Source organism: Herpetosiphon geysericola, assembly GCF_001306135.1.
In the GTDB taxonomy this organism is placed as follows: Bacteria; Chloroflexota; Chloroflexia; order Chloroflexales; family Herpetosiphonaceae; genus Herpetosiphon; species Herpetosiphon geysericola.
The window spans coordinates 16,840-37,518 of sequence record NZ_LGKP01000015.1; the positions used below are offsets into that span (position 1 = coordinate 16,840).

The window sequence follows — 20,679 nt, forward strand, 5'->3', positions numbered from 1 at the left end:
TTGAGCGCTAGTATACGGAAGGGGCTTTGGTTTGTCAAAAATAGCTTAATCAGCCTTGATATGCTTCTCTATTTTTGATTAGATTAATAAAGTTGCTTGGATTCTCCTCCCTTCCGTCCCTCCGCTGGAGGGAAACGCAGGGGGGGGCAGCCCCCTGCACCCCCAAATATTTGTCTATTGAATTGTTATTATTGTTTCAGTTCTCCATCTTCGCGTACTTCACGGTTACAAGATTATGGCGTGATTAATTCTTGGGTTTGGTCAGCCCACTCAACGCTAATTGGACGATTGGGATAGACAAGTTGCTCTAGTTCAATTCGTAATGGCTGTTGGGGCTTGAGATCAAGCGTGCCTTGCCAAAAGAGTTTGCCTTCGCTCATAATTTTGATTGGCGTGGCGGCGAACGCTTGGCTTGGTTGAATTGCGACCACCAAATGGCCAGTGCTGCTGCGATCCATCCCAACTGCGCCAGCGTGATTGCCAGCACTGAGATCTCCAAGGTCATGTAAGGGCAGCCAATGGGCTTCGAACGATCGGCTTTGGCCTGCTGGTAAGGCTGGATAATCCCAGAACGTGCGTTGGGCGCCATGCCATAGTTCGGCGTAATCGCTGCCATCGGTGGTATACAGGCTACGATCAAACTGATCATCAAAGGCAAAGGTTTTAATCCCAGGCAAATTTGGGTCAAGATCAACCAGCATGAGACCTTGGTTGAGCGCCGGATCATACACTCCAGCCCAGCTGCCGCTCAAGTTGTCGGCAGCAAAAAGGCCAATGTAGCCGTTCCATGTTGCATAGCGGCTAAGATCGCGATTGTTGAACGTGGGCCAGCTAATGGTTTGTTGCGGTGCTGGCAAGGCCGTATCTTGGGTGGCATGGACAATCATCTGCTTGGTTGGCACAACGAAATGGAGGCTTGGTTGCAAATGGTTGATCCCACCAGGTGCAATCATCGCATTCATCCAAAATTGGAATGGCTGTGGGCTGGAGGTTGGGTTGCGATAAACGCCACGCATATTCACGATTTGGCTATCGTTGGTTAGCTCAACTGTGATTTCAATCTGCACTCCGGTGTGGCGTTCGGTGGTTGAAGCAATCACCCGCGCTGCATCGTTGGTTTGCTCCAAACGATAATCCCAAGGCTCAGATTCTAGGTAGCCATGTTCCTCGGTTGGTGCTGCCCATTCGATGCCGCCAGCCGCTAGCCACCAACCGCGTTGGCCCAAATGGCTGGCTTTGATCACCGGATTTTGATAGAGCAGGTTTTGGCCAGTGGCTTTGTTGGTCAATTGATAGACGCGGCCACCAAGTTCTGGCAGCATCGTCAGCGTGACATAACGATTCTCAAGCTTGAGCAAGCGATAATTTTTTGCTTGATAGGCAGTGATTTTGCTGCGATCAATCCGTTTGTAGGGGAAAATCGGATCGTTTGGCTGGCTATCGACGAGTGCGCCTTGATAGCCTTCGGTGTTCAAGGCGATTGTTCCTGCCTCGGAAACGCTGGCTTTGCTTTCGCTCGCCTGAAAATAATGCATTGGCGTGGCATAGCGCCAGCGATAATAATGGCTGCCCACATTGCCCATTTCAACTTGCCAATTGGCCGAATTATTGGGATTGTAGGTCAATACGCGCCGCTCGAAGGCTTGGAAAAGCACCCGCTGATTTTGGCCGCCGATTCTGGTATCGATCCAATAGGCCTCGGTGATCGGATAGCCAAATGTGCCCAACACGTTGGTTACATCGCCCAGCGCTTGCTGAAAATCGACAAATACTTTGGGTACATTGTGGCCAGTTACGGTTTCATAATGGGCAATTGTGGTATTGGGCATTGCTAGATTTGGCTCATCGCTAATTTGCCCATTAGCTGCCAACACGCTGCTAATGCGTTGGCCTTGGCGATTTTCGCTGCGATTATAACCATTAGTCGTGGCGATTGGCCCAAGGCTGGCGTAGGTTGGGCTAGTGCTATCGGGGTCGCCTGCAATTGGCACATTGGCTGCGGTGCGTGGCTCGAAGCGCTGATCGCCGGTTTGCATCTGGCCGCTAATCATCTCGACCACCAACAAACCGTTGGTTGCAAACCACTCGCTATTGCGGTCGGCAGCTGGTTGAGTAATTTCCATGCGAGCTTTATCAAAATATTGGGTTAGGCGATTGTTCTGCGGCGATTGTTGATAGCGCTCAAAACTGCGTGGCCCAATTTGCTGGCCCCAAACCCATGAGCGGCTGGTTTGGCCATCGGCAACCGCTTGATCGGCGCGTTGCCAGCGTTGGCGAAAGGCCGAATCTGCAAAGCCATCAGCAAATGCAGCATAACTTGGCCGTTGCTGAACTAAGCTGAGACTGACAATTAAGAGGCAAAAAACCAAACTTGTACGTCGCATCATCCGTTCCTCCAAAACCAAACATCTGTTGCGAGTATAGCGCTGGAGGCTGGCAAAAACTATAGCATCTCGCTGAAGTTGGCCTGAGAAACCTGAAAATCGCCAAAGCTTGGCCGAATATGCTCTATAGTATTGGCAGTGTGTATGGTCGAAAGGGGTTGCCACAATGAATGATTTGCAAATTGCCGAACAACTGCAAGCAAGCTATGGTCTTTTTGCGCCAATTCGTACCCATTTTCGCGGGCCTGGCGTTGAACGCGGTGGTTGCCCACGCCACGGCATGCATGCAGTCTATGCCAAAAAATATGGCGAGCATCTGGCAACCATTTATCCAGGCATTAGCTCAATTGGGGTTGAATCGTCGTTCGAGTCCAGCCAATTGCCAGCGATTATGGCGGCCTTGGCGGCCTTGCGCGAGGTATTGCTGGCAAATTTGGCCCATCGGATTGTTGAATATGCCCAAGCGAGCAAGCCCTACATTTTGCCCGCCTATTTGCGTAGTATTGAGCTGGCGCTTGAGCATTTTGCCAAACGCTACCCGGAACAGCTGGCGGCGCTTGATGCGATTTTTTGTGTTGCTGGCGGCGAGGGCTTTCGCGATTTAATTGTGTTTCATGGTGGGCATTTGTTGGAGCAAGCCAAGGCCGGCGCACTCTGGACGAATATCGATATGTATTCGTTGGTTGATCTACACGACCGCGAAACGGCTGAAGGCCTGCAAAAATTTGAAGTTTGGTGCCTTGGCGGCGATTTGGCCAAAGCGGTTTTGGCCGAATTTCAAAAAGCCGCTTTGATGCTCGCAACCCAAGGTTGGCAACCACAGCCCCTCACCAAAGAATTAGCCTTATTGCCAGTCGATCTGAATCGCCATTTTGGCCAGATGGTGCGCAATCTGTTGCATACTGCGCTATCTCAATATGTTTTGGGCTAAAAACCAATGGTCGCGCATCATGTGACGCGCGACCATGATTTAGCTTAACCCTGAGGGAATTCGAATTTAATGGCGCATACGTGATTGAATCGTTTGGCTGATAATATGCGCCAAATCTGGGCGCTGAATATCGGCGTGGGTAAAGGTCAGCTTGGCATAACGCTCATTGAGATCGAAATCGGCAAACAACTTGGCAAAGCCATGCAAGCGTTTGTCGATTTCCAAATAGACATCAACTCCATAATCTTGCAGATCAAGCACAACCTCTAATTCTTCGATGTGGAAACTTTGGTGGCCATAGGGCTTAAACTCAAGCTCTTGCACAAATGGATATGGGCCGCGCCAGCGCGAATTGTATTCATTGTGCACGGTGTAGAGTTGGAAGCCAATTTGTTGGATGGCCTGAATAATCGTTGCCTGCGATGGATGCGGCTGAATGTTCAGCTGATCAACATCGCTGGCATCGACCCCACCGCTAATCGATAAGCCAGTGCGAATAAAGACAGGCTGATGGCCCATGGTTAACGGCGTATCGAGCGGCAAATTGATGCTAAATGGAATCCGTTGTTGCGCCCCTGGTTGGAGCACAAAACGCTGGGTCAGCGGATATTGACCAATTGTATGATCTTGGGTCATTTTGCTATCGTCGTATTCGCGGGTATAGCGCGTGACCAAAAACAGATACAGTGCTTCAATATCTTGTTCGACATCGCCGCCGATAATATGCACTTCGCCGGCAATTGTGCCACCAGGCGTAGTTGTATTGTTGTGGAGATGAGTTTCGATACGAGCATTGCCAATACCAACACTGGCGAGCAATTTACGGAACATGCACATCCTCCTAGGTTATCGAATTATTATCGCCTTATACGTAGACATAGTATCAAAAGGTTTCACTTAATCTTGGCAATGTTGTAACACACAATGCACACAGGTTTCAAGCGTGGCGCAACGGCAACGCAGCCCGCGCTGCAACAACTGCTGCACATGGCTGGCCTGTTCGAGCAATTGGCTAAGATCGGCCAATTTTTGCTTGGCTAATTGCCGCCATAAGCCAGCCAATGGCGCTTGCTGTTGTTCATGTTGAAACAACAATTGAATTTCATGCAGGCTAAAGCCAAGGCGCTGGGTGGTGCGAATAAACGCTAAACGCTCGAAAATCTGCTGATCGTAATAGCGCCGCCCATTCTCACGGGCAGCAGGCGGCAATAGATTAATTTCTTCGTAATAGCGAATGGTTGAGGCCTTGATACCAGCCTGTTTGGCGACCATACTGATGCTGAGTTGTTGCATATGCCGACCCCTGAAATTGCTGCTTGACTTCCAGTTAACTTGAACTTGTAGACTCCTAACAAGCTAGGGTAATCATGCAATAGCTGTCAAGTGGAGGAACAGATTCATGCCAACCGTGATCGATCAACCAGTTCATATTACTGATGCCAGCTTTGAAGCCGACGTTTTGCAATCGGCAGCGCCAGTGATTGTCGATTTTTGGGCGCCATGGTGTGTGCATTGCCGCGTAATTGCGCCGATTTTGGCCAAACTGGCCCAACGCTATGCTGGTGAAATTGTGGTGGCCAAAATCAATACCGATGAGGATGTGCAATATGCCAGCCGTTTGGGCGTGCGCGGTTTGCCAACGATGGTGGTATTTCAGCATGGCCAAGAGGTTGACCGTTGGATTGGAGCAATGAGCGAAGCAGCGTTTGAGCAACGAGTGCAACGCTTGCTTGGCCGTTAAAATATAATAGGCAGGCTGCTTCTCACGGCGGCCTGCCTAGTTTATTCTTCCTCAGTACAGGGTCTAAGCTCCCACAAGCGGACTATTGGCGTTCCTCCAACCTACTCCATTGTTCTTCTCTCCCACAAGCGTTAATGATAGACTGATGGTAGCTGATGTAACATTGTTACAGTGGCTACTGTGGGTTTGCAATGGGTGGCAATGTAGCCCTCTACAGCTACAGAGCGCACGGCTGGCGACCATGAGACCTCCTAGGGGTGACCGATTGAGCGCGACGACGCTTGAATTTGGCTGCTTGCCTAGCACATGCTGTTCGTTGAAAACCAATCGTCGGCTATAATGATGCTCAGCAATGCCCTATTCGCACTGGTTCGGTTGGTTATTAAGTTATGGATTGCGTTAGCAGTCGATAGTGCTACGATAACATACAATCAAGCGCTGCAAATGCAGCTTTGCTCTTGAATCTCTCTAGAGTTTTGCTGGAGAACCTTGGAGAAATTACGAATCCGTAACTGATTGTTGCGGTTCGTTCGGGGTTGATGCTGATTGAGAAAGATAGCGATCAAGCTCGGCGGCAGTTGTATACCAATAGCGATCAAGTTTGATGCCACGGATTTTACCTTTATTAAGGTAAACGCGCAAACTGCCTTCGGTTAGCGACTGCGCTGGGTAATATTCACGGGTATAGGCCGCCGCCTGCTGCAAGGAGAGCAGTTGGCTGGCTGGTGGGTCGTAGGTTAGACCAGAGGGCTGTTCCATGCCACATCCTTGGCCAAATAAAATGCTTCGCCAATTACTCCGCGGCGAGATATTATCACAATCGTTGCAGCAATGGGTTGATAATCATGGTGGTCGGCAGGTGGTTATGCAAACGTTGCGCGATGGCATGAGCCACGATGTTGATGCACTTGCCTTCTTTGAACAGCAGGTCAATCGTTATACCACAGAAAGTCAAAAAGCTGCAAATCTTAATATGGCCGATAGCACCTACTATGCCAAACGTGGTCGTTTTTACGAGCAATTACGCCATTTGCTCGATCATCTGCCCAGCTTGCGGCCGACCACGATCATCGGTCTGCCCATTCCGCTGACTCCGCTGGTTGGCCGTCAAGCTGTGCTGCACGAGTTGCTTGAGCTTTGCCGCGATTATCGGCTTGTGACCTTGCATGGCATCGGTGGCATTGGCAAAACTCGGCTGGCAATTGCCTTGGCCAGCTATATCGCCGATGCTGGCTTTGCCCAAGAAGTGGTTTTTGTTGATTTGCGCAATGAATATACGGTGCACGATAGCTGGCATGCCTTGCTCAATCGCTGGCTGGGCGACCCCAAGGCCGATTTCGCTAGTTATATTCAGCAATCCAATCGCCGCACGGTGCTAATTATTGATAATTGCGAACATATTCGCTCAATTGCTGAAATGTTATTGCCGCTGTTGAATTTTGGCAATGTTTCAATTATCACCACCACCCAAATTGCCCTGAGTATCAACGGCGAACGGCGGTTTCCGGTGCCCGCCTTGAGCCTAGAGGAAGGAATTTTGCTGTTTGAGCAACGTGCTCGCGATTTGAATCGTCAGGTTGAGCGGCGCCAAACCGAGCAAATTGTCCAGCGTTTGGCTGGGCATCCATTGGCCATTGAAATTGCTGCCTCGCAATTATTATTAGTCTCGGCCAGCGATATTTTGGCTATGACCAACGTTGAAATGCTCGAAATTGAATCGTTGGCCAATGGCTCAGCGCCACATCGCACCTTGCGCCAAATGGTCGAATATAGCTTTTCGTTATTAAGTGATGATGTTCAGGCTGCTTGTTTGCGCTTGGCGCTGTTTGAACATCATTTTAGCCTAGCCCAAGCCACCAAAGCCTTTAAAGTCAATTGGCGGGTGGCTAGTAGCTTGGTCGATGCTTCGTGCTTAGAAGGCAGCGTCGATAGTCGTGGCGAAACGCGGTTTAGTATGCCGCTAGTCACCCGCTTATATGCGCGCCAAGTTGCGCTCGAACGCGATGTTTATCATCAGTTGATGCTCGAATTCAGCCAATATTGGGCCAGCGAGATCAAGCAGGTATTGCAACAGTGGGAACAAACCATTGAACGGGCCAAAGATCATGGCGAATTGCTCACCCCAATGAATGATCTTTCGCTCTTGCGGGATAGTTATACGACGATTCGGGGCTGTTTGCAGTGGACGTCGATTTATGCCCATGATCAATTATTGGAGCTTATCGCTGGTTTGTGGAAGTTTTGGCTGCACTATGAAAGCCCAGAGGGCAAATTGTGGCTGCGTTCGGCGATGAGTATGGTTAGCGAGCAACAGCGGGCCGAGTTGCAGCCGATTCTGCTGCTATTTAGCTGAAAATTGACGTTGGGATGTCGCTTAGCCAACTTTGCTCCCAAACTGGTTCACCAGCCAGCAAACGGGCAATTTGTTGGGGAAAATAGGCTGGACGAATCGGCTTACCCAAAAAGCCAAAAAAGCCAAGCGCTTTGGCCCGTTCAACAATGCTCATATCGCTAAATCCTGTCAGGGCGATGCAGGGAGCAATTGGCCGCAGCGAGCCAATTAAATCAAAGCCCGATTGATCTGGCAACTGAACATCCAGCAAAATGAGAGCTGGATGCACGGCCTGCACTGCTTGGGCGGTGGCAATGCGCCCATTGGGGAAGAAATGCAGTTGATGGCCTTGTTGATGCAAGGTACTGCGAATAATTAAGAGCGTATCTGGTTGATCTTCGATGACAACAAGTGTAGCGATACAAGCCTCCTTTGATTCAGTGGTTGGTTGAATTGTACCGCGAAAGCTGTGCACTGGGCAATAGGGTTACAGCCCCTCGTCCATTCAATGTGGGCGAGGGGCTGTAGATTTCATGGAAGCTAGAGCATAGAATTTTAGCCGCCGCTTGAACGAGCAACCGACTTCTGCAATTGCTTCGAGCTACGCCAAATCAACAATGGAATCAGCACCAACCAAAGCAGCAGCGAAATCAGCCATGGCTGCAAAATCACGCCGCCACCTAACGCACCTTGGAGATCTAAAGTCCAGGTGGTGGCTTGGCCTTCGCTAATGCTTTGAATCCACATCACGAGGCTGAAAAACGGGCTAAACGATAAGATAACCACGCCCAAGTTACGAATAAAACCATTGTTCATAATCGACTTAAACAGCGCTTCATCGTTCGAAAGGATTCCCACGACCAAAAGTGCTAGCAATGGCAAGCCAACGGCCATAATCAGTGCTAAGCCTAAGGTGGCCAGCATTGCGCCGCGGCTAGTTTTGGCCCACGAGGCACCCCAAATGCCGACCGTGCCATAGCCCAAAACCGTCACAACCTGAATTGTCAAGGCAATCAGCAAATCACGAATTTCAATCCCGCCAATCAGCAAGGCCATTGCCCCAATCGGCAAACTGGCCAAACTGAGCAGAAACAGAAATAAACATGGTGCAATCAGCTTGCCCAAAATAATCTGGTAGCGGCGCACAGGCGTGACCATCAATACATCGATGGTTTGGCGATCGCGTTCGCTGCCCAACGACGAAGCATTGAGCGACGGGGCAAAAAACGTTAGCTGAAATATGGCGACCACTGCCGAAGTCACATACAGCGCTAGCCCAATATCACTGCGGTCGCTAAATCCGCCGTCATTAAAGCCTGCATAAATGAGGACACACAAACCACTTAAAATGAATAAATAGATGCTAAGCATGGTAAAGGCGCGATTGCCGCGCAGATACGAGCGAAATTCCTTTTGCAAAATTGCCTTCATGCCACCACTCCTTGCGTCACATGCAAAAAGACTTCTTCAAGGTCGGATTGGCGTTCGGCAAAGTGATTGACCCGAAAGCCTTGGCCAATCAGGTTGCTCAAAATGCTGCTGCTCTCGTCGCTGGTACCGCTAAAGTTAATGGCCAATTTGCCACCTGCTTGATCATCGGCAAGCTCGTTGATTAAATTGACATCGTTGATTGTTGGGAGTTGTTTGAGCAGCTGTAATGCTGCCATTGCCCGCTCAACAACTTGAATTTCAATGAGCTTGTGGGGCCGTAAGTCGTGCATAATTTCGTTAACTGGGCCACTTGCCAAGAGCGTACCGCGCTCGATAATGCCAATATGGCTACACATTTCGGCTAGCTCCGACAAAATATGTGAGCTTACCATAATTGTTTTGCCCATACGGCTTAATTCGCGTAGCAATTCGCGGAGCTCAATGCGTGCCCGAGGATCAAGCCCGCTGGCCGGTTCATCGAGGATTAACAAACTTGGGTCGTGGGCCATAGTGCGAGCCAAACTCAAGCGTTGTTTCATACCACGGCTCAAATTCATCACATAGCTATCGTGTTTTTCGGTCAAATCGACCAATTGCAAGAGTTCCTGAATCAAGCTCGTGCGGCGCGGCTGTTTGATGCCATACACATGAGCGAAGAAATCAAGATATTCCCAGACCCGCATGCTATCGTAGACCCCAAAATAATCGGGCATAAAGCCAATTAATTTGCGCACTGCATCGGGGTTTTGGCGCACCGAAATGCCATTAACCAAGGCTTCGCCAGCAGTTGGTTGGAGCAAGGTGGTCAAAATGCGCATGGTTGTGGTTTTGCCGGCGCCGTTTGGCCCGATAAAACCATAGACCGCGCCTTTGGGAATACTCAGATTGACCTGATTGAGCGCGACATGCGTGCCAAAACGCTGGGTTAAATTGTGAGTTTCAACGATCAATTCCATCAGCGTTGCTCCAAATCAACATACAAATTGTAGATAGTGCTACTCTTTTGCGGAGCGGCTAGGCCATCGACCATAATTTCGTGCAAAACCTCAGTATCGAGCACTGTGATATGCGGCGCGGTATAGAGCGAATTTTTAGGCAAGCCATTGTAATTGGTGCGCTCATTGCCTGCGCTCCAAATCAATTGTAGGGCCTGGCTAAGTTGATCGTTACTGAGCAATGGGCTACTTTGATTTGCTCGATTGCGCAGACTATTATCGATCGTAACTGATTGGCCTGGGGCCAGCGTTGGGAGCACAATGCTATCTTCGCCAGCGTAGACAACTGCATTCTCAACCGTGCGTTGGCTGCGGTTGGTGATGGTCGCACCTTCCCACGAGTTGGGCTTGGCGACGTTAACTTCAAAATTATAGGGCACAGTAACTGCGCCAATAGCCGCGAGGGTTTGCATATCGCCAATGTTGCTTTGCCAGTTTGGCAGGAGCGTTTGGCCATCGCTGGTTTGCTCGATCGTTCCTGAGCCATCATCACCGAAGGCTTGCGACGATTGGTTGCCAGCAGTCAAGCTCGAATTGATACTGCCGTTCCATGCGCCGCGGCGCCCAGCATTGAACCCATAGTTAACACTGACCCGGCCTTGCTGCGAGCCAAGTTGGCTATCGACAACATTGATTGTTGTGACGCTGATATTGCCAGTGCGCAAATCGCCCCCAGCAACATACATAATCCCCACGAAGCCTAGCACGATTAATGGAATCGTAAACCAAGCCCATTCACGCCGATCCAAACGCCGCAAAACAAAGTAGTTGATTGGCCCAATCAGCAAAATGTAGCCAAACAAAATGCCCATAAAGCCTAAAACAGAAGGCAAGTTTTGGTCGCTACCTCTTATTTGCATCGACCATGGCGAGAGCGCCACGTTCCAATCGCGGTAGAGTTGCGGTTGGAGAATTACTGGCCAAACCCGCCGATCATTCACTTCTGCTGGTAAATCGCTTGGATTGAACGCTGTGAGCAGCACATGGCCCATGCCAAGTTTGCGACTGACCAACAACGGCTCGTTATTCGCGCCAAGGCCTAAAGTTGTTGCCTCGGTATTTGGCGTAAGTTGGTTTACCTTCAGTTCGACTTGGGCAAATTGGGGGACTGTCTGTTTATTGAGGCTGGTCAGAACAGCTGACGTATTGCTGCTGTTGCTGCTGCCAGGTAAAAGTGCGGTTAATGCTTTGGGCAATTCGGCGGTGTTTGGGCCGCCGCTGACGATCAAGGTGCCGCCAGTTGCAACCCAGCGTTCCAATGCGGCTGCTTGCTCGGCGCTTGGCTGCACATCTTGCAAGACAATTGCGCCAAAATTAAACAGCTCGCCATCGTTGCTTGGTAGTTGGGCCGGATCGAGTAGCATAATCGTGGTTAGGCGGCCTGGCACGGCGGCTCCAGCCAAACTTGAGGCAGGCCCGCCAAACACCCCAACCAACACCTCTTGGCTATCGTGAACCCGTACATTGCTACGATTGAGGGCAAGTTGATTACCTCGTTGATCGAGCACTTTAATGGTTACGACGGTTTGATTAAGATTGGCGCGCAGCAACAAGCGCACTTGTTTGCGTGCACCACCAGGCAAATCGATCGTTTGGCGCACATCTGCTTGGCCAAAGCCAGTTTCAACTACCACGTGAGCTTGAATATCGGCCCCAGTATTTTCGATGGTTGTGATAACCGGATACCACCCATTATTGAGCACATGCCCTTGGGCATCGAAGCCAACTTGATCGATACTAATGCTAATCGGGGTGGCATTTTGGGCATAACTTGAGCTTGGCCACAGCAGATAGGCTAGGACCAAGCCAAGCCAAATCCACCCACGCCATCGGGCTGAATGCGCCATGAAAACTCCTTCGCACAACAGATTCTGACTCCCACTGCGTTGATCTTAGTTTCCGGTTTCCAATTGCTCAGGGGGTGGCAATTTGGATTCGATGTGGGTTCGATGATCATCAAACAACACTTGTAGCTCCTCACGTTGGAGCTTGTGATAATGCTGCAACAGCATCAAGGTACTATCAAAATCGCGGTCGCGGGCACGTTGCTCAAATTGATCGCGATAATCGGAAATGACCGCCAGCACGCTATCGGGCGCTGCTACCCCGCGAAAGGTGAAATTCTCGTTTTGGCCAGCGGTAAACAGCTCGACATCGCCGTACTTCAAAATTCGTGCCCATAAATTTTCTTGATTGAGCGAAACATTTTGGATTTTATCCCAGGTTGTTTCACGTTTGGTTTCGCGGCCCAACGGCTTGCGCTCAATATCGATAATATTAATTGGGGTAACAATATATTCATCATTGCGCCAATCGATGACCTCGTAAATCAGCCAGGCAATACAAAACAAGTCGAGCACAGCCAGAATCAGCAACGAACCACCAGAACGAATAAAATCGTTGCCAATTAACAGCGACCACGACAAATTCAAAATCAAAAACAGCAAAATTGGATTGGCAGCTTCGACAAATAAAAACAGCCAATGTTTGCGCCAGATAATCGAATTGCCGCGCACTTCGGGGCTTGGTGGAATAATGCCCAAAAGTGTACGGCCAGTTTGTTCTGGTGGAATAAAATCGCTTAATGGTGGTAGGCTGGGCATGACGCCTTGTTTGAGCACCCTTGCTCTGACAATTTGCTCAACCCGCCCAACTTGTTCTTCTTCTTTAACTGGCTCAACGAATTCGAGAATCGTATCGCGAACCAATGTAGGATTGACGATCCCAAGGAAGGCAATGTTGCGCAAACGGCTGGCAGTTTGGACCTCAATTTCGCCATAATCAAAATAGCGGGAAAATATCGATTCGGTGACGGTTTTGACGTCTTCGATTTCGCGCACATACAACTCGTTGCGTTGGACGCTAATCAAAAAGCGTGAGTTGTAGGAAATAACGCGCTGGTTGGTTACGACGAGGGCATCGTTGCGCCAATCGAAATAGCTATAAATCATGGCGGCAAAGAAGATCGTGCCAGCGCCAAACAGCACAGTATTCAAGCTATCGATGCCAACGATCGAGACCCGCCACAAGAAAATGACGGTACAGATAAACCAAAATGTGAACCAAATTGAAAGGTTGCGCGCCAAAACCAGCCAATGGCGATAGGCGATCAGCTTGACGCGTTCATCAGATTGCAGATTGATATTGAAGCTGATTTGAGGCACGGTGGTTGGCATAACATCCCATCCTATTCATAGCTGAGTTGGCTGACATTCGGGCTGCCATCGGCTTGCGCTCAGAAGGCCGCCCCGTGGGCCATTGTTTGCTCAGCCAAATAATCGCGCTTTGGTGAATGGCAGAGAGGTTTTGGTGAGTGCTGTTTGGACTCAAGCCTAGTGCTATAGTATTTTGTTTATCAGCCAATCGTCAAGCGCCAATTGCTGCGGCTGGGCGCGTGGAACAATGTTTAAACAAAAACGGCGTGGATGCAACTCCACGCCGTTGGTGTACTGCATTAAGCTTGCGCTTCAACGCCCATGAGATTGACGATTGCTTGAAAGACATCTTCCGGCGAGCGGCCATCGGTGCTGATGGTGATTGCATCGGCGGCTAAGAAGGTGTTAGCTGCATCGATTGCATCGCGGCGGGTCAAATCGGCCAAGACTTCGTTATAGCTAATTGCGCGGCCACGGGCATTGAGTTCTTGGGCGCGGCGTTGGGCACGTTCTTCAACCGAGGCATCAAGATAGATTTTTAATTGAGCATCGGGCATAATCACCGCCCCAATATCGCGGCCTGCCATCACGACATGGCCAGCTTTGCCGATTTGGCGTTGGGTATCGCGCAGGGCTTCGCGCACAGCAGGATGGGCGGCAACTTGCGAGACATTGCGTTCGACATTGGCCGCGCGCAATGGCCATGTGATGTCGTTGCCATTGGCCAGCACCGTGTATTGGCGACCATCGGCGATGCTTGGTGCGAGCACGTCAAAATTGGTAGTTTGGGCGAGTTTGGCGAGAGCGGCGGCGTTCGCGAGATCAACAGCTTGTTCAAGGGCCACATAGGTCAAAGCTCGATAGAGCACCCCTGTATCAAAATAGATATAGCCAAAGTGGTCTGCTAACAACTTACCGAGCGTACTTTTCCCCGACGCTGCCGGGCCATCAATTGCAATTGTATGTGGTGTAGTCATAGTCAAAAACACAGATATTCCTTGCTGGATACCTCCAAACAGGCAATATTTGAGCGCATGCTGAAAGGTGAAGGGTACACATCGCAACCACTCTCCTGTTGAGTACCCAGCGTATGCAATACCCCACTTGTGGAAGTGAGGAGACAATAAATCATGAAAAGGCTGGAAAAGCCATGGTTCTATTGTAGCATAATGAGCTAATTTTGCAGGGATTATGGCAACGACCCAGACGATCTGCTATAATCGCACGCCGAACCATGATCATAGTTGGAGGTTGCGATGCGCTCTGGCATCTGGCGAAGTTGTTGTTTATTGCTCTTAGTCGTGTTAACAGGTTGTGGCAGCCTGACAATTTACGATCTTACCGGGAATCCGGCAAATTATAACGGTCAAGATGTGACGGTCGAGGGTGTATACCTGTGGAAGCCGGGCAATCCTGGCCTCTCGGTGTTGGCGAAGGGGGTTTCAACCCGCAATGATGGCACTGATGCCCAGCCAGTCGATACCTTGGTCTGGCTTGAGAATTTTCCTGCTGAGGCCAGCGCCAATTTACACCGCCCAATCGATAGCATTTATGGCGCAGTGCGGGTCAAGGGCAAGTTTGAAACTGGCTCGTTTGGTCCAGATGGCAGCTATACCAGCCGCTTGGTCGTGCAATCTGCTGAAGCGATTGAGCAAGTCGAGCGGGTTGAATATCCAGCGCCGAGCGAAGCGCAGCCCAATCAGGTTTCAATCTATGAGCTTGAGAAAAATCCAGCTGCTTACAACGGCCAAACCGTTACTACTCGCGGCATGTATTATTGGACTCAAGCCAGTTCTGGGTTGTTGGTAACTGGGGTGCGCACCGAAAAGCCGCTTGGGGCTGATATTGCCAGCGGGGTTAATCCGCAGCCAATGGGCACGCCAATTTCGATGGAAGGATTTCCACCGGATCTTTCGAGCCAACTCAATGTCGGGCCAGGCAATGGCTTTGTTTGGGGCTTGGTCGAAGTAACTGGAACCTTTCAAACTGGCGGTCAATTTGGCTTGGAAGGCCGTCATGGCTCGCAATTAATTCTCGACCCAGCATCAGTGAAAGCAATTAAATAAGCATTCATCAGCATAGAAGGCTGCAATGTACTACTTCCTAAAGGCTATGCACGAGGATGATATTCCGCGTGTGCAAGAAATTGAGCGCCAAAGTTTTTCTGCGCCATGGTCGGCCAATACCTATCGCCGCGAATTAAGCTCGCCAGCGACCAGCCGCTATATTGTGGCGCGCTCTAGCCCAACGTTGCCGCCCGATGAGCCAATTATGCCCTATGTGCCGAGGCGATCGTTGCTTCAGACCTTGCTGCCGTCGGTGTTTACCAAGCCGCAGCCTGTTAGCCCCTATCCCTTGGTTGGCTATGCAGGCTTGTGGTTGATGGTCGACGAAGGCCATATCACGACGATTGCGGTAACGCCCTCGCAGCGCGGCCAAGGCCTCGGCGAACTTTTGCTGAATGGCTTGATCGACCAAGGCATGGACATGGGCGCAACCCGCTTGACCTTAGAAGTGCGGATCTCGAATGAATCGGCCCAACGCTTGTATTTGAAATATGGCTTCGAGCCAAGTGGCACGCGGGTACGCTACTACACTGATAACGGCGAAGATGCCCTGATTATGTGGACTGATGTCATTACTGAGCCAAGCTATCAACAACGCTTGGGTGACTTACGCGAACGCTTGGCGCTACGCCTTCAGCGTCAGGCAGGAATGGTCGAATAGTCCTGTTGCACAAATGCTGCATGTTGGCTATGATGCATAAATTCATGGCTGATAATCGGTTGTCCGGTGCGGCGAGGGCGCGCAGTCAGCAATGAGGATGATGGTTGATTGTTCGCTGGTTAACATGGGACGGTGCCGTTTGTGATTAATGGTTGGGGTCGCTTCCACCGTCGAAGCGGCCTACTGAAGGAGCTTGCATGAAGATCGTCGTTGCAGGAACAGGCTTTGTGGGCTTACCCCACGCTGCGGTCTGCTCAGAATATGGTCACGAAGTCTATGCCTATGATATTGATACCAAGCGGATTGCTGCCTACAAAACCGCCAAGCGCGAAGAAATTGAAAAATATGTTAATGAGCCAGGCTTGGCCAGTATTATCGAAGAAAATATCGACCGTTCTCTGCATTTTATTGATGATCTTGAGCCAGTAATCGAAGGGGTCGATGCCTTTTTCTTGTGTTTGCCAACCCCGCCCAATCGCGATGGTTCCTCGAATTTGAGCTACTACTTCGATGCGGTCAACCATTTGGCCAAGCTGTTGGCCAAACGTGAAGATCAACGCCGCGTGGTGATTATCAACAAGAGCACCGTACCAGTTGGCACTGGGCGCCAACTTGAGCAAGTGTTGAAAAGCCATAATGTGCCAAACGTGGGCATTGCCTCCAACCCCGAATTCTTGCCCGAAGGCAACGCAGTTGAAAAATCGCGCCATCCTGATCGGGTGGTGGTTGGGGCCGATACCGAGGAAGATTTCCGGATTTTGCGCCGTATTTACTCGCAGTTTATCAACCATGTGCGGATTGCCTTTATTGAAACCACGCCCGAAACTGCCGAATCGATTAAGTATGTTGCCAACACCTTGTTGCTGACCTACATTTCGTTCTGGAACGGGGTTGGTGGCCGCTTGGCCGAATCGGTGCCAAACGTGCGAATGGAAGACCTCAAGCGTGGCGTGACCGCCGACACTCGGATTAGCAAATGGGGTTCGTTTGTTTCCAACGGTGCTGGTGGCTCGTGCTTTGGCAAAGATATTCAATCATTGATCTATCAACTCAAGAGCCGCAACCAAAGCACTGATTTGCTCGAATCGGTCTATGAAATCAACGAATATCAAAAGACCTATTTGATCGATCGGGCTGCTGCAGAAGCTGGCGTGAAGTTTAACAACAAAGTTGTGGCGTTATTGGGCTTGGCCTTCAAGCAACGTACCAACGACATGCGCGATGCTTCGGCCTTGAAGGTCGTCGAAAGCTTGCTTGGCCGTGGGGTCAAGGAAATTCGCGCCTACGACCCAATGGCCGAAGAAGAAGCCAAACGCTTCTTCAACGCCGAACACAACCACTTGTTCGAACGCATCACCTATCACTCGTCGGCCAAAGCAGCCCTCGAAGGTAGCGATATTCTGTTTATCTCGACCGACTGGGAAGAATTTCGCGGGCTTTCGAGCACAATTGAAAGCACTGTGCCAGCGCCATATTTGATCATCGATGGCCGCCGGATGATTCCTGATTACGATGAATTGGTCGAACGCGGCTACAGCTATTTAGCGGTTGGCTCACCCTACTTGAACAAATAGCGATTATTGTTGCTTCAGCCGCCCTTGATTGGTTAAGATCAAGGGCGGTTGGTTGTTTTAGTGGCCCACGCTGCGTTGCTGATAGTGCTGAGCTAATTGCAAGACCTCGCTCAGCGACCATTGATCGTAGCCATGCACTCCATATTTGCAGGCCACAATGGTGCCATCGGGAGCAATCAGAAAGTCGGCGGGCAGGCCCAGCGGGTTTTGGCCTTTTTCGGGCGTGCCTGCTCCATGCTTGAACAGGCCTTTGAGTGCTGGCAGCCACGATTTCGGGTGCAGCACCGCCCAAATTGAGCTATCGACGCCAAAAGCTGCATACAGTTTTTTGGTTGGGTCGGCAATGAGGGCAAATGGAGCCGTTGCATGGCTGGCAAACATAGCAGTTTTCGAGGAATGAAAGACCGCAACTTCTTGAATTCCAGCTTCAGCGAGCGCCGCGTGGCCCTGAATAAATGCCCGAATATGCAGATTGCACATCGGGCAGCCTGCAAAACGTCGAAATTGCAGATGAGTCAATTGCTGCTGGTGGGGAATGCTAATGGCTTGATCAGCGATGCTCATCAAATGCCGTGGATCGATCGTTTGGCCTGCTTGATAACGTGGCATCAGCTTGCTCCTTACTCCGAAATTCGTTATACTAATTATGTAGTGGATATTACAGAATAGTATAATAGCAATAAATACTCAACGCAAGGGGATGTGATGGCAGAGCAAGAATTTTCAAATACGAGTACCCAACGGCGTGGCCGCCCACGCGAATTTGATCGCACCAATGCCTTGGAGTGTGCAATGCGCCAATTTTGGCAACACGGCTACGAAACACTCTCGATGGCTGATTTGACGAGCTGTTTGGGGATTAACCCGCCGAGTTTATATGCAGCATTTGGCAGCAAGCAGGCCTTTTTCCTTGAGGCGATTGACCATTATTTGGCCACGCGCGGCGCCTATGTCTACGCCATCCCAAGCGATCAACGCTCGCCCAGAGCAATGCTGAGCCACCTGTTGCAACGGGCAGCTGAAGCCTTCAGCGATGCAGCCTATCCAGCTGGCTGTTTTGTGCTAGCGAGTATTTCAGCAACCTACGATTCGTATGAAATTGAGCAAGCAATTGTGCAGCGCTGCCAGCAACGGATGAGCAAAATCGACGAATTAGTGGCTTTGGGCGTGCAAATGGGCGAGCTACCAGCTACGACCAATGCTGAAGAATTAGCCCAATTTTTCGTTTGTGTGTTGCAAGGCATGTCGTTGCAAGCGCGCTTGGGAGCGAGCACCAGCCAACTGCAAGCAATTGTGGCGAATGCGCTGCAAGTATGGCCACAAGCAGCGCGTTTGCGCTAGGCTAGTTTCTGGTACAATGCCTCTCCGGAGGTTCAACTGTGGAACGCACAACGCTTGCAAGTGCTCAAACCACAACGTCATCACCGTTTCCTTGGACGGTGAGCATTGTGATTCCAGCCTTTAATGAAGCCGCAACAATTGGCGGGGTGGTGCGCGAGGTTCGCACACGCTACCCTGAACTTGAAATTATCGTGGTTGATGATCATTCGAACGATGCCACGGTGGAAATTGCCACCGAGGCTGGCGCACGGGTGATCACCCGTCCTTATAACATTGGCAACGGCGCTGGGGTCAAAACTGGGGTTCGCGCCGCAACTGGCGAAATCGTGATTATTATGGATGGCGATGGCCAGCACAACCCTGCCGACATCGAACGCCTGCTGAGCTATATCGGCGCTTACGATATGGTGATTGGCGCTCGTTCGCGGGCAGGCCAAGAAAATTGGCTACGTTGGTTGGGCAATAGCGCCTTGAATGGCTTAGGCTCGTATCTGACTGGCATGGAAATGCAGGATTTAACCTCGGGCTTTCGGGCCTTTCGACGTTCAATTTTGCTTGATTATATTCACCTCTTACCAAACCAATTTTCGTGGCCAACCACTAGTGCCTTAGCCTTTGCCAAAGCTGGCTATCATGTGCGCTTTGAGCCAATCGCCATGCAACGCCGCCAAGGTGGTCGCTCCAAGCAAAAGCTGCTGAAGAATGGCTTTAAATTTACGATCATTATTTTGCGGATTATCAGCCTGTTTAATCCAATTCGGGTGTTTATGCCAGTTAGTGGCTTTTTCTTTGTGCTATGTATTATTTCGTATGTGCTTGGCGCGCTGAACGATAATAACTGGTTGCATTTACCGCCGACGGCGTTGTTTTGCTTGATTGCAACCATGTTTTTCTTTTGTTTTGGCTTGCTGGCCGAAACAATTGCGGCCCTGCGCTTTGAACGGATTCGCCAATGAAAAAAAGAATTATCAATGGGCTTTTGACGGCGTTGGGGCCAGCAATTTTGATTTGGTTTCTGGCAACCAACGATCTGACGAGTATTTGGAATGTGATTCGGACGACCGATCCATTGCTGTTTGGGGCTTCGGTTGTGCTGGTGTTTCCCTTTCTCTATTCCAAGGGTTGGCGCTGGCGCTTGATTTTGCAAGGCTGGAATATCAACATTAGCCCATGGTTTGCCTCGTTGCTGTATACCTTGGGGATTTTTGTTGGCTCGGTCACGCCTGGGCAGGGCGGCGATGCAGTGAAGGCATGGTATTTGCGCCGCGAGGGCCATCCCTTGGGGCCAAGCTTGCTTTCAATTGTGGTTGATCGCTTCTTCGATGTAGCGATTATGGGAATTATTGCTGGCTCAGGCTTGTATTTTTATCGCACCTTTTTGCCAGGCAATGTGCAACTGTTGATTATCGCCTCGCTGTTGGGTGTGGTGGTTGGGGTGGCGATTTTGGCTAGTGCTGGTTTGCGGCGCTGGTTTAGCACCAAAGTCTTGCCCGTGGTCGTGCCTGCCAAATTGCGCCAACTTGCGGTCAAGGCTGGCTTGAAAGATCGCGTGTTGCATATGCCGTTGAGCCGCATCGTGACTTTGGTTTTGTTTTCATTCCTGACCTTGGGCTGGACATTTGTGCGGCTCTATTTGTTGTTTCTGGCAACTGGGGTCAAGATTGATATTGGCCCGTATATGGCCATGATTGCGATTATCTCGTTGGTCAGCGTCATTTCGATAGCTGGGATTGGGATTCGCGATGTAGTGATGATTTTGATTATGACCAATTTGGCCCAGACTGGCCAGATGGTGCCAGTTGCTGGCGGTAGCTTTAGCAGCGAGCAAGCTACTAGCCTAGCGCTTGGCATCTCAACTCTCTTTTTGGTGTTAAATGTGATTAATGTGGTGCTGGGCTTCTTGGTTTCGTTGCGCTACCCGTTGGGCGATGCCTTGCTCAAAACCGATTTAGCAACTGCCGAAGAGTAGGTTTGCAAAGGATGAGGGATGAAGGATGAAGGGGAATTGGCTAGTTACGGGAACCACGAAGGACACGAAGCGCACGAAGGGGAATGGGCTATTGGCTCT

Annotated in this window: 20 protein-coding genes; 9 read left to right on the forward strand and 11 right to left on the reverse strand. The window is 50.4% G+C overall.

The window, feature by feature from the left end:
• Nucleotides 1-233: 233 nt before the first annotated feature.
• The gene (locus tag SE18_RS08770; protein WP_054534070.1) at nucleotides 234-2,387 is read right to left on the reverse strand and encodes a DUF5107 domain-containing protein; all 2,154 of its coding nucleotides are present in this window, start codon (nucleotides 2,385-2,387) and stop codon (nucleotides 234-236) included.
• A gap of 163 nt (nucleotides 2,388-2,550) precedes the next feature.
• Here SE18_RS08770 and SE18_RS08775 point away from each other — a divergent pair, with 163 nt between their 5' ends.
• A complete protein-coding gene (locus SE18_RS08775; protein ID WP_054534071.1) occupies nucleotides 2,551-3,315 on the forward strand; it encodes a hypothetical protein in 765 nt (254 codons plus the stop codon).
• 66 nt (nucleotides 3,316-3,381) lie between these two features.
• On the opposite strand, the gene SE18_RS08780 is transcribed toward SE18_RS08775, so the two are convergent.
• Nucleotides 3,382-4,146, reverse strand: coding sequence for a sporulation protein (locus tag SE18_RS08780; RefSeq protein WP_160319489.1), 765 nt, complete (start codon nucleotides 4,144-4,146; stop codon nucleotides 3,382-3,384).
• 66 nt (nucleotides 4,147-4,212) lie between these two features.
• Nucleotides 4,213-4,608: a MerR family transcriptional regulator gene (locus SE18_RS08785; RefSeq protein ID WP_054534073.1), complete on the reverse strand. Its 396-nt coding sequence runs from the start codon at nucleotides 4,606-4,608 to the stop codon at nucleotides 4,213-4,215.
• A 106-nt stretch (nucleotides 4,609-4,714) separates the two neighbouring features.
• On the opposite strand from SE18_RS08785, the gene trxA reads away from it, so the two are divergent.
• On the forward strand, nucleotides 4,715-5,056 hold the full coding sequence (gene trxA, locus SE18_RS08790; protein ID WP_054534074.1) for a thioredoxin: 342 nt from the start codon (nucleotides 4,715-4,717) through the stop codon (nucleotides 5,054-5,056).
• A 498-nt stretch (nucleotides 5,057-5,554) separates the two neighbouring features.
• Here the strand turns inward: trxA and SE18_RS08795 are convergent, their stop codons facing one another.
• Nucleotides 5,555-5,815, reverse strand: coding sequence for a helix-turn-helix domain-containing protein (locus tag SE18_RS08795; RefSeq protein ID WP_054534075.1), 261 nt, complete (start codon nucleotides 5,813-5,815; stop codon nucleotides 5,555-5,557).
• Between SE18_RS08795 and SE18_RS08800 the strand changes: the two genes are divergently transcribed.
• On the forward strand, nucleotides 5,814-7,409 hold the full coding sequence (locus SE18_RS08800) for an ATP-binding protein (protein ID WP_054534076.1): 1,596 nt from the start codon (nucleotides 5,814-5,816) through the stop codon (nucleotides 7,407-7,409). The genes SE18_RS08795 and SE18_RS08800 overlap by 2 nt on opposite strands.
• Here SE18_RS08800 and SE18_RS08805 read toward each other — a convergent pair.
• The 6 genes from SE18_RS08805 to cmk form a co-directional block, all read right to left on the reverse strand.
• Nucleotides 7,402-7,863, reverse strand: coding sequence for a response regulator (locus SE18_RS08805; protein WP_054534077.1), 462 nt, complete (start codon nucleotides 7,861-7,863; stop codon nucleotides 7,402-7,404). The genes SE18_RS08800 and SE18_RS08805 overlap by 8 nt on opposite strands.
• A gap of 80 nt (nucleotides 7,864-7,943) precedes the next feature.
• On the reverse strand, nucleotides 7,944-8,819 hold the full coding sequence (locus tag SE18_RS08810; protein ID WP_054534078.1) for an ABC transporter permease: 876 nt from the start codon (nucleotides 8,817-8,819) through the stop codon (nucleotides 7,944-7,946).
• Nucleotides 8,816-9,775: an ABC transporter ATP-binding protein gene (locus SE18_RS08815; protein WP_054534079.1), complete on the reverse strand. Its 960-nt coding sequence runs from the start codon at nucleotides 9,773-9,775 to the stop codon at nucleotides 8,816-8,818. Before SE18_RS08815 ends, SE18_RS08810 begins: the two co-directional genes overlap by 4 nt.
• Complete coding sequence (locus tag SE18_RS08820; protein WP_054534080.1) at nucleotides 9,775-11,661, reverse strand: hypothetical protein; 1,887 nt, start codon at nucleotides 11,659-11,661, stop codon at nucleotides 9,775-9,777. Before SE18_RS08820 ends, SE18_RS08815 begins: the two co-directional genes overlap by 1 nt.
• A 45-nt stretch (nucleotides 11,662-11,706) precedes the next feature.
• Nucleotides 11,707-12,990 carry a PH domain-containing protein gene (locus SE18_RS08825; protein ID WP_054534081.1) on the reverse strand — a complete coding sequence of 428 codons (1,284 nt, stop codon included), beginning with the start codon at nucleotides 12,988-12,990 and terminating at the stop codon, nucleotides 11,707-11,709.
• Nucleotides 12,991-13,268: 278 nt separating this feature from the next.
• Complete coding sequence (cmk, locus tag SE18_RS08830; protein ID WP_083469793.1) at nucleotides 13,269-13,958, reverse strand: (d)CMP kinase; 690 nt, start codon at nucleotides 13,956-13,958, stop codon at nucleotides 13,269-13,271.
• 267 nt (nucleotides 13,959-14,225) lie between these two features.
• Here cmk and SE18_RS08835 point away from each other — a divergent pair, with 267 nt between their 5' ends.
• The 3 genes from SE18_RS08835 to SE18_RS08845 all read left to right on the forward strand — a co-directional run bounded on the left by SE18_RS08835 (nucleotide 14,226) and on the right by SE18_RS08845 (nucleotide 17,270).
• Nucleotides 14,226-15,035, forward strand: a complete 810-nt coding sequence (locus tag SE18_RS08835; RefSeq protein ID WP_054534082.1) for a hypothetical protein — start codon at nucleotides 14,226-14,228, stop codon at nucleotides 15,033-15,035.
• A 25-nt stretch (nucleotides 15,036-15,060) separates the two neighbouring features.
• Complete coding sequence (rimI, locus tag SE18_RS08840) at nucleotides 15,061-15,696, forward strand: ribosomal protein S18-alanine N-acetyltransferase (RefSeq protein ID WP_054534083.1); 636 nt, start codon at nucleotides 15,061-15,063, stop codon at nucleotides 15,694-15,696.
• 197 nt (nucleotides 15,697-15,893) lie between these two features.
• Entirely contained in the window at nucleotides 15,894-17,270 is a 1,377-nt protein-coding gene (locus SE18_RS08845; protein WP_054534084.1) for a UDP-glucose dehydrogenase family protein, read from the forward strand.
• Between the two features lie 57 nt (nucleotides 17,271-17,327).
• On the opposite strand, the gene SE18_RS08850 is transcribed toward SE18_RS08845, so the two are convergent.
• Nucleotides 17,328-17,879 (reverse strand): peroxiredoxin-like family protein, encoded by a 552-nt coding sequence (locus SE18_RS08850; RefSeq protein ID WP_054534085.1) that lies wholly within the window; start codon nucleotides 17,877-17,879, stop codon nucleotides 17,328-17,330.
• 96 nt (nucleotides 17,880-17,975) lie between these two features.
• Between SE18_RS08850 and SE18_RS08855 the strand changes: the two genes are divergently transcribed.
• From SE18_RS08855 to SE18_RS08865, 3 genes are read left to right on the forward strand one after another with little or no spacing between them, the layout of a single operon-like run.
• Nucleotides 17,976-18,611: a TetR/AcrR family transcriptional regulator gene (locus SE18_RS08855; protein WP_054534086.1), complete on the forward strand. Its 636-nt coding sequence runs from the start codon at nucleotides 17,976-17,978 to the stop codon at nucleotides 18,609-18,611.
• A 38-nt stretch (nucleotides 18,612-18,649) separates the two neighbouring features.
• Entirely contained in the window at nucleotides 18,650-19,567 is a 918-nt protein-coding gene (locus SE18_RS08860; protein ID WP_054534087.1) for a glycosyltransferase family 2 protein, read from the forward strand.
• Nucleotides 19,564-20,580, forward strand: a complete 1,017-nt coding sequence (locus SE18_RS08865; RefSeq protein ID WP_054534088.1) for a lysylphosphatidylglycerol synthase transmembrane domain-containing protein — start codon at nucleotides 19,564-19,566, stop codon at nucleotides 20,578-20,580. Before SE18_RS08860 ends, SE18_RS08865 begins: the two co-directional genes overlap by 4 nt.
• Nucleotides 20,581-20,679: the final 99 nt, after the last annotated feature.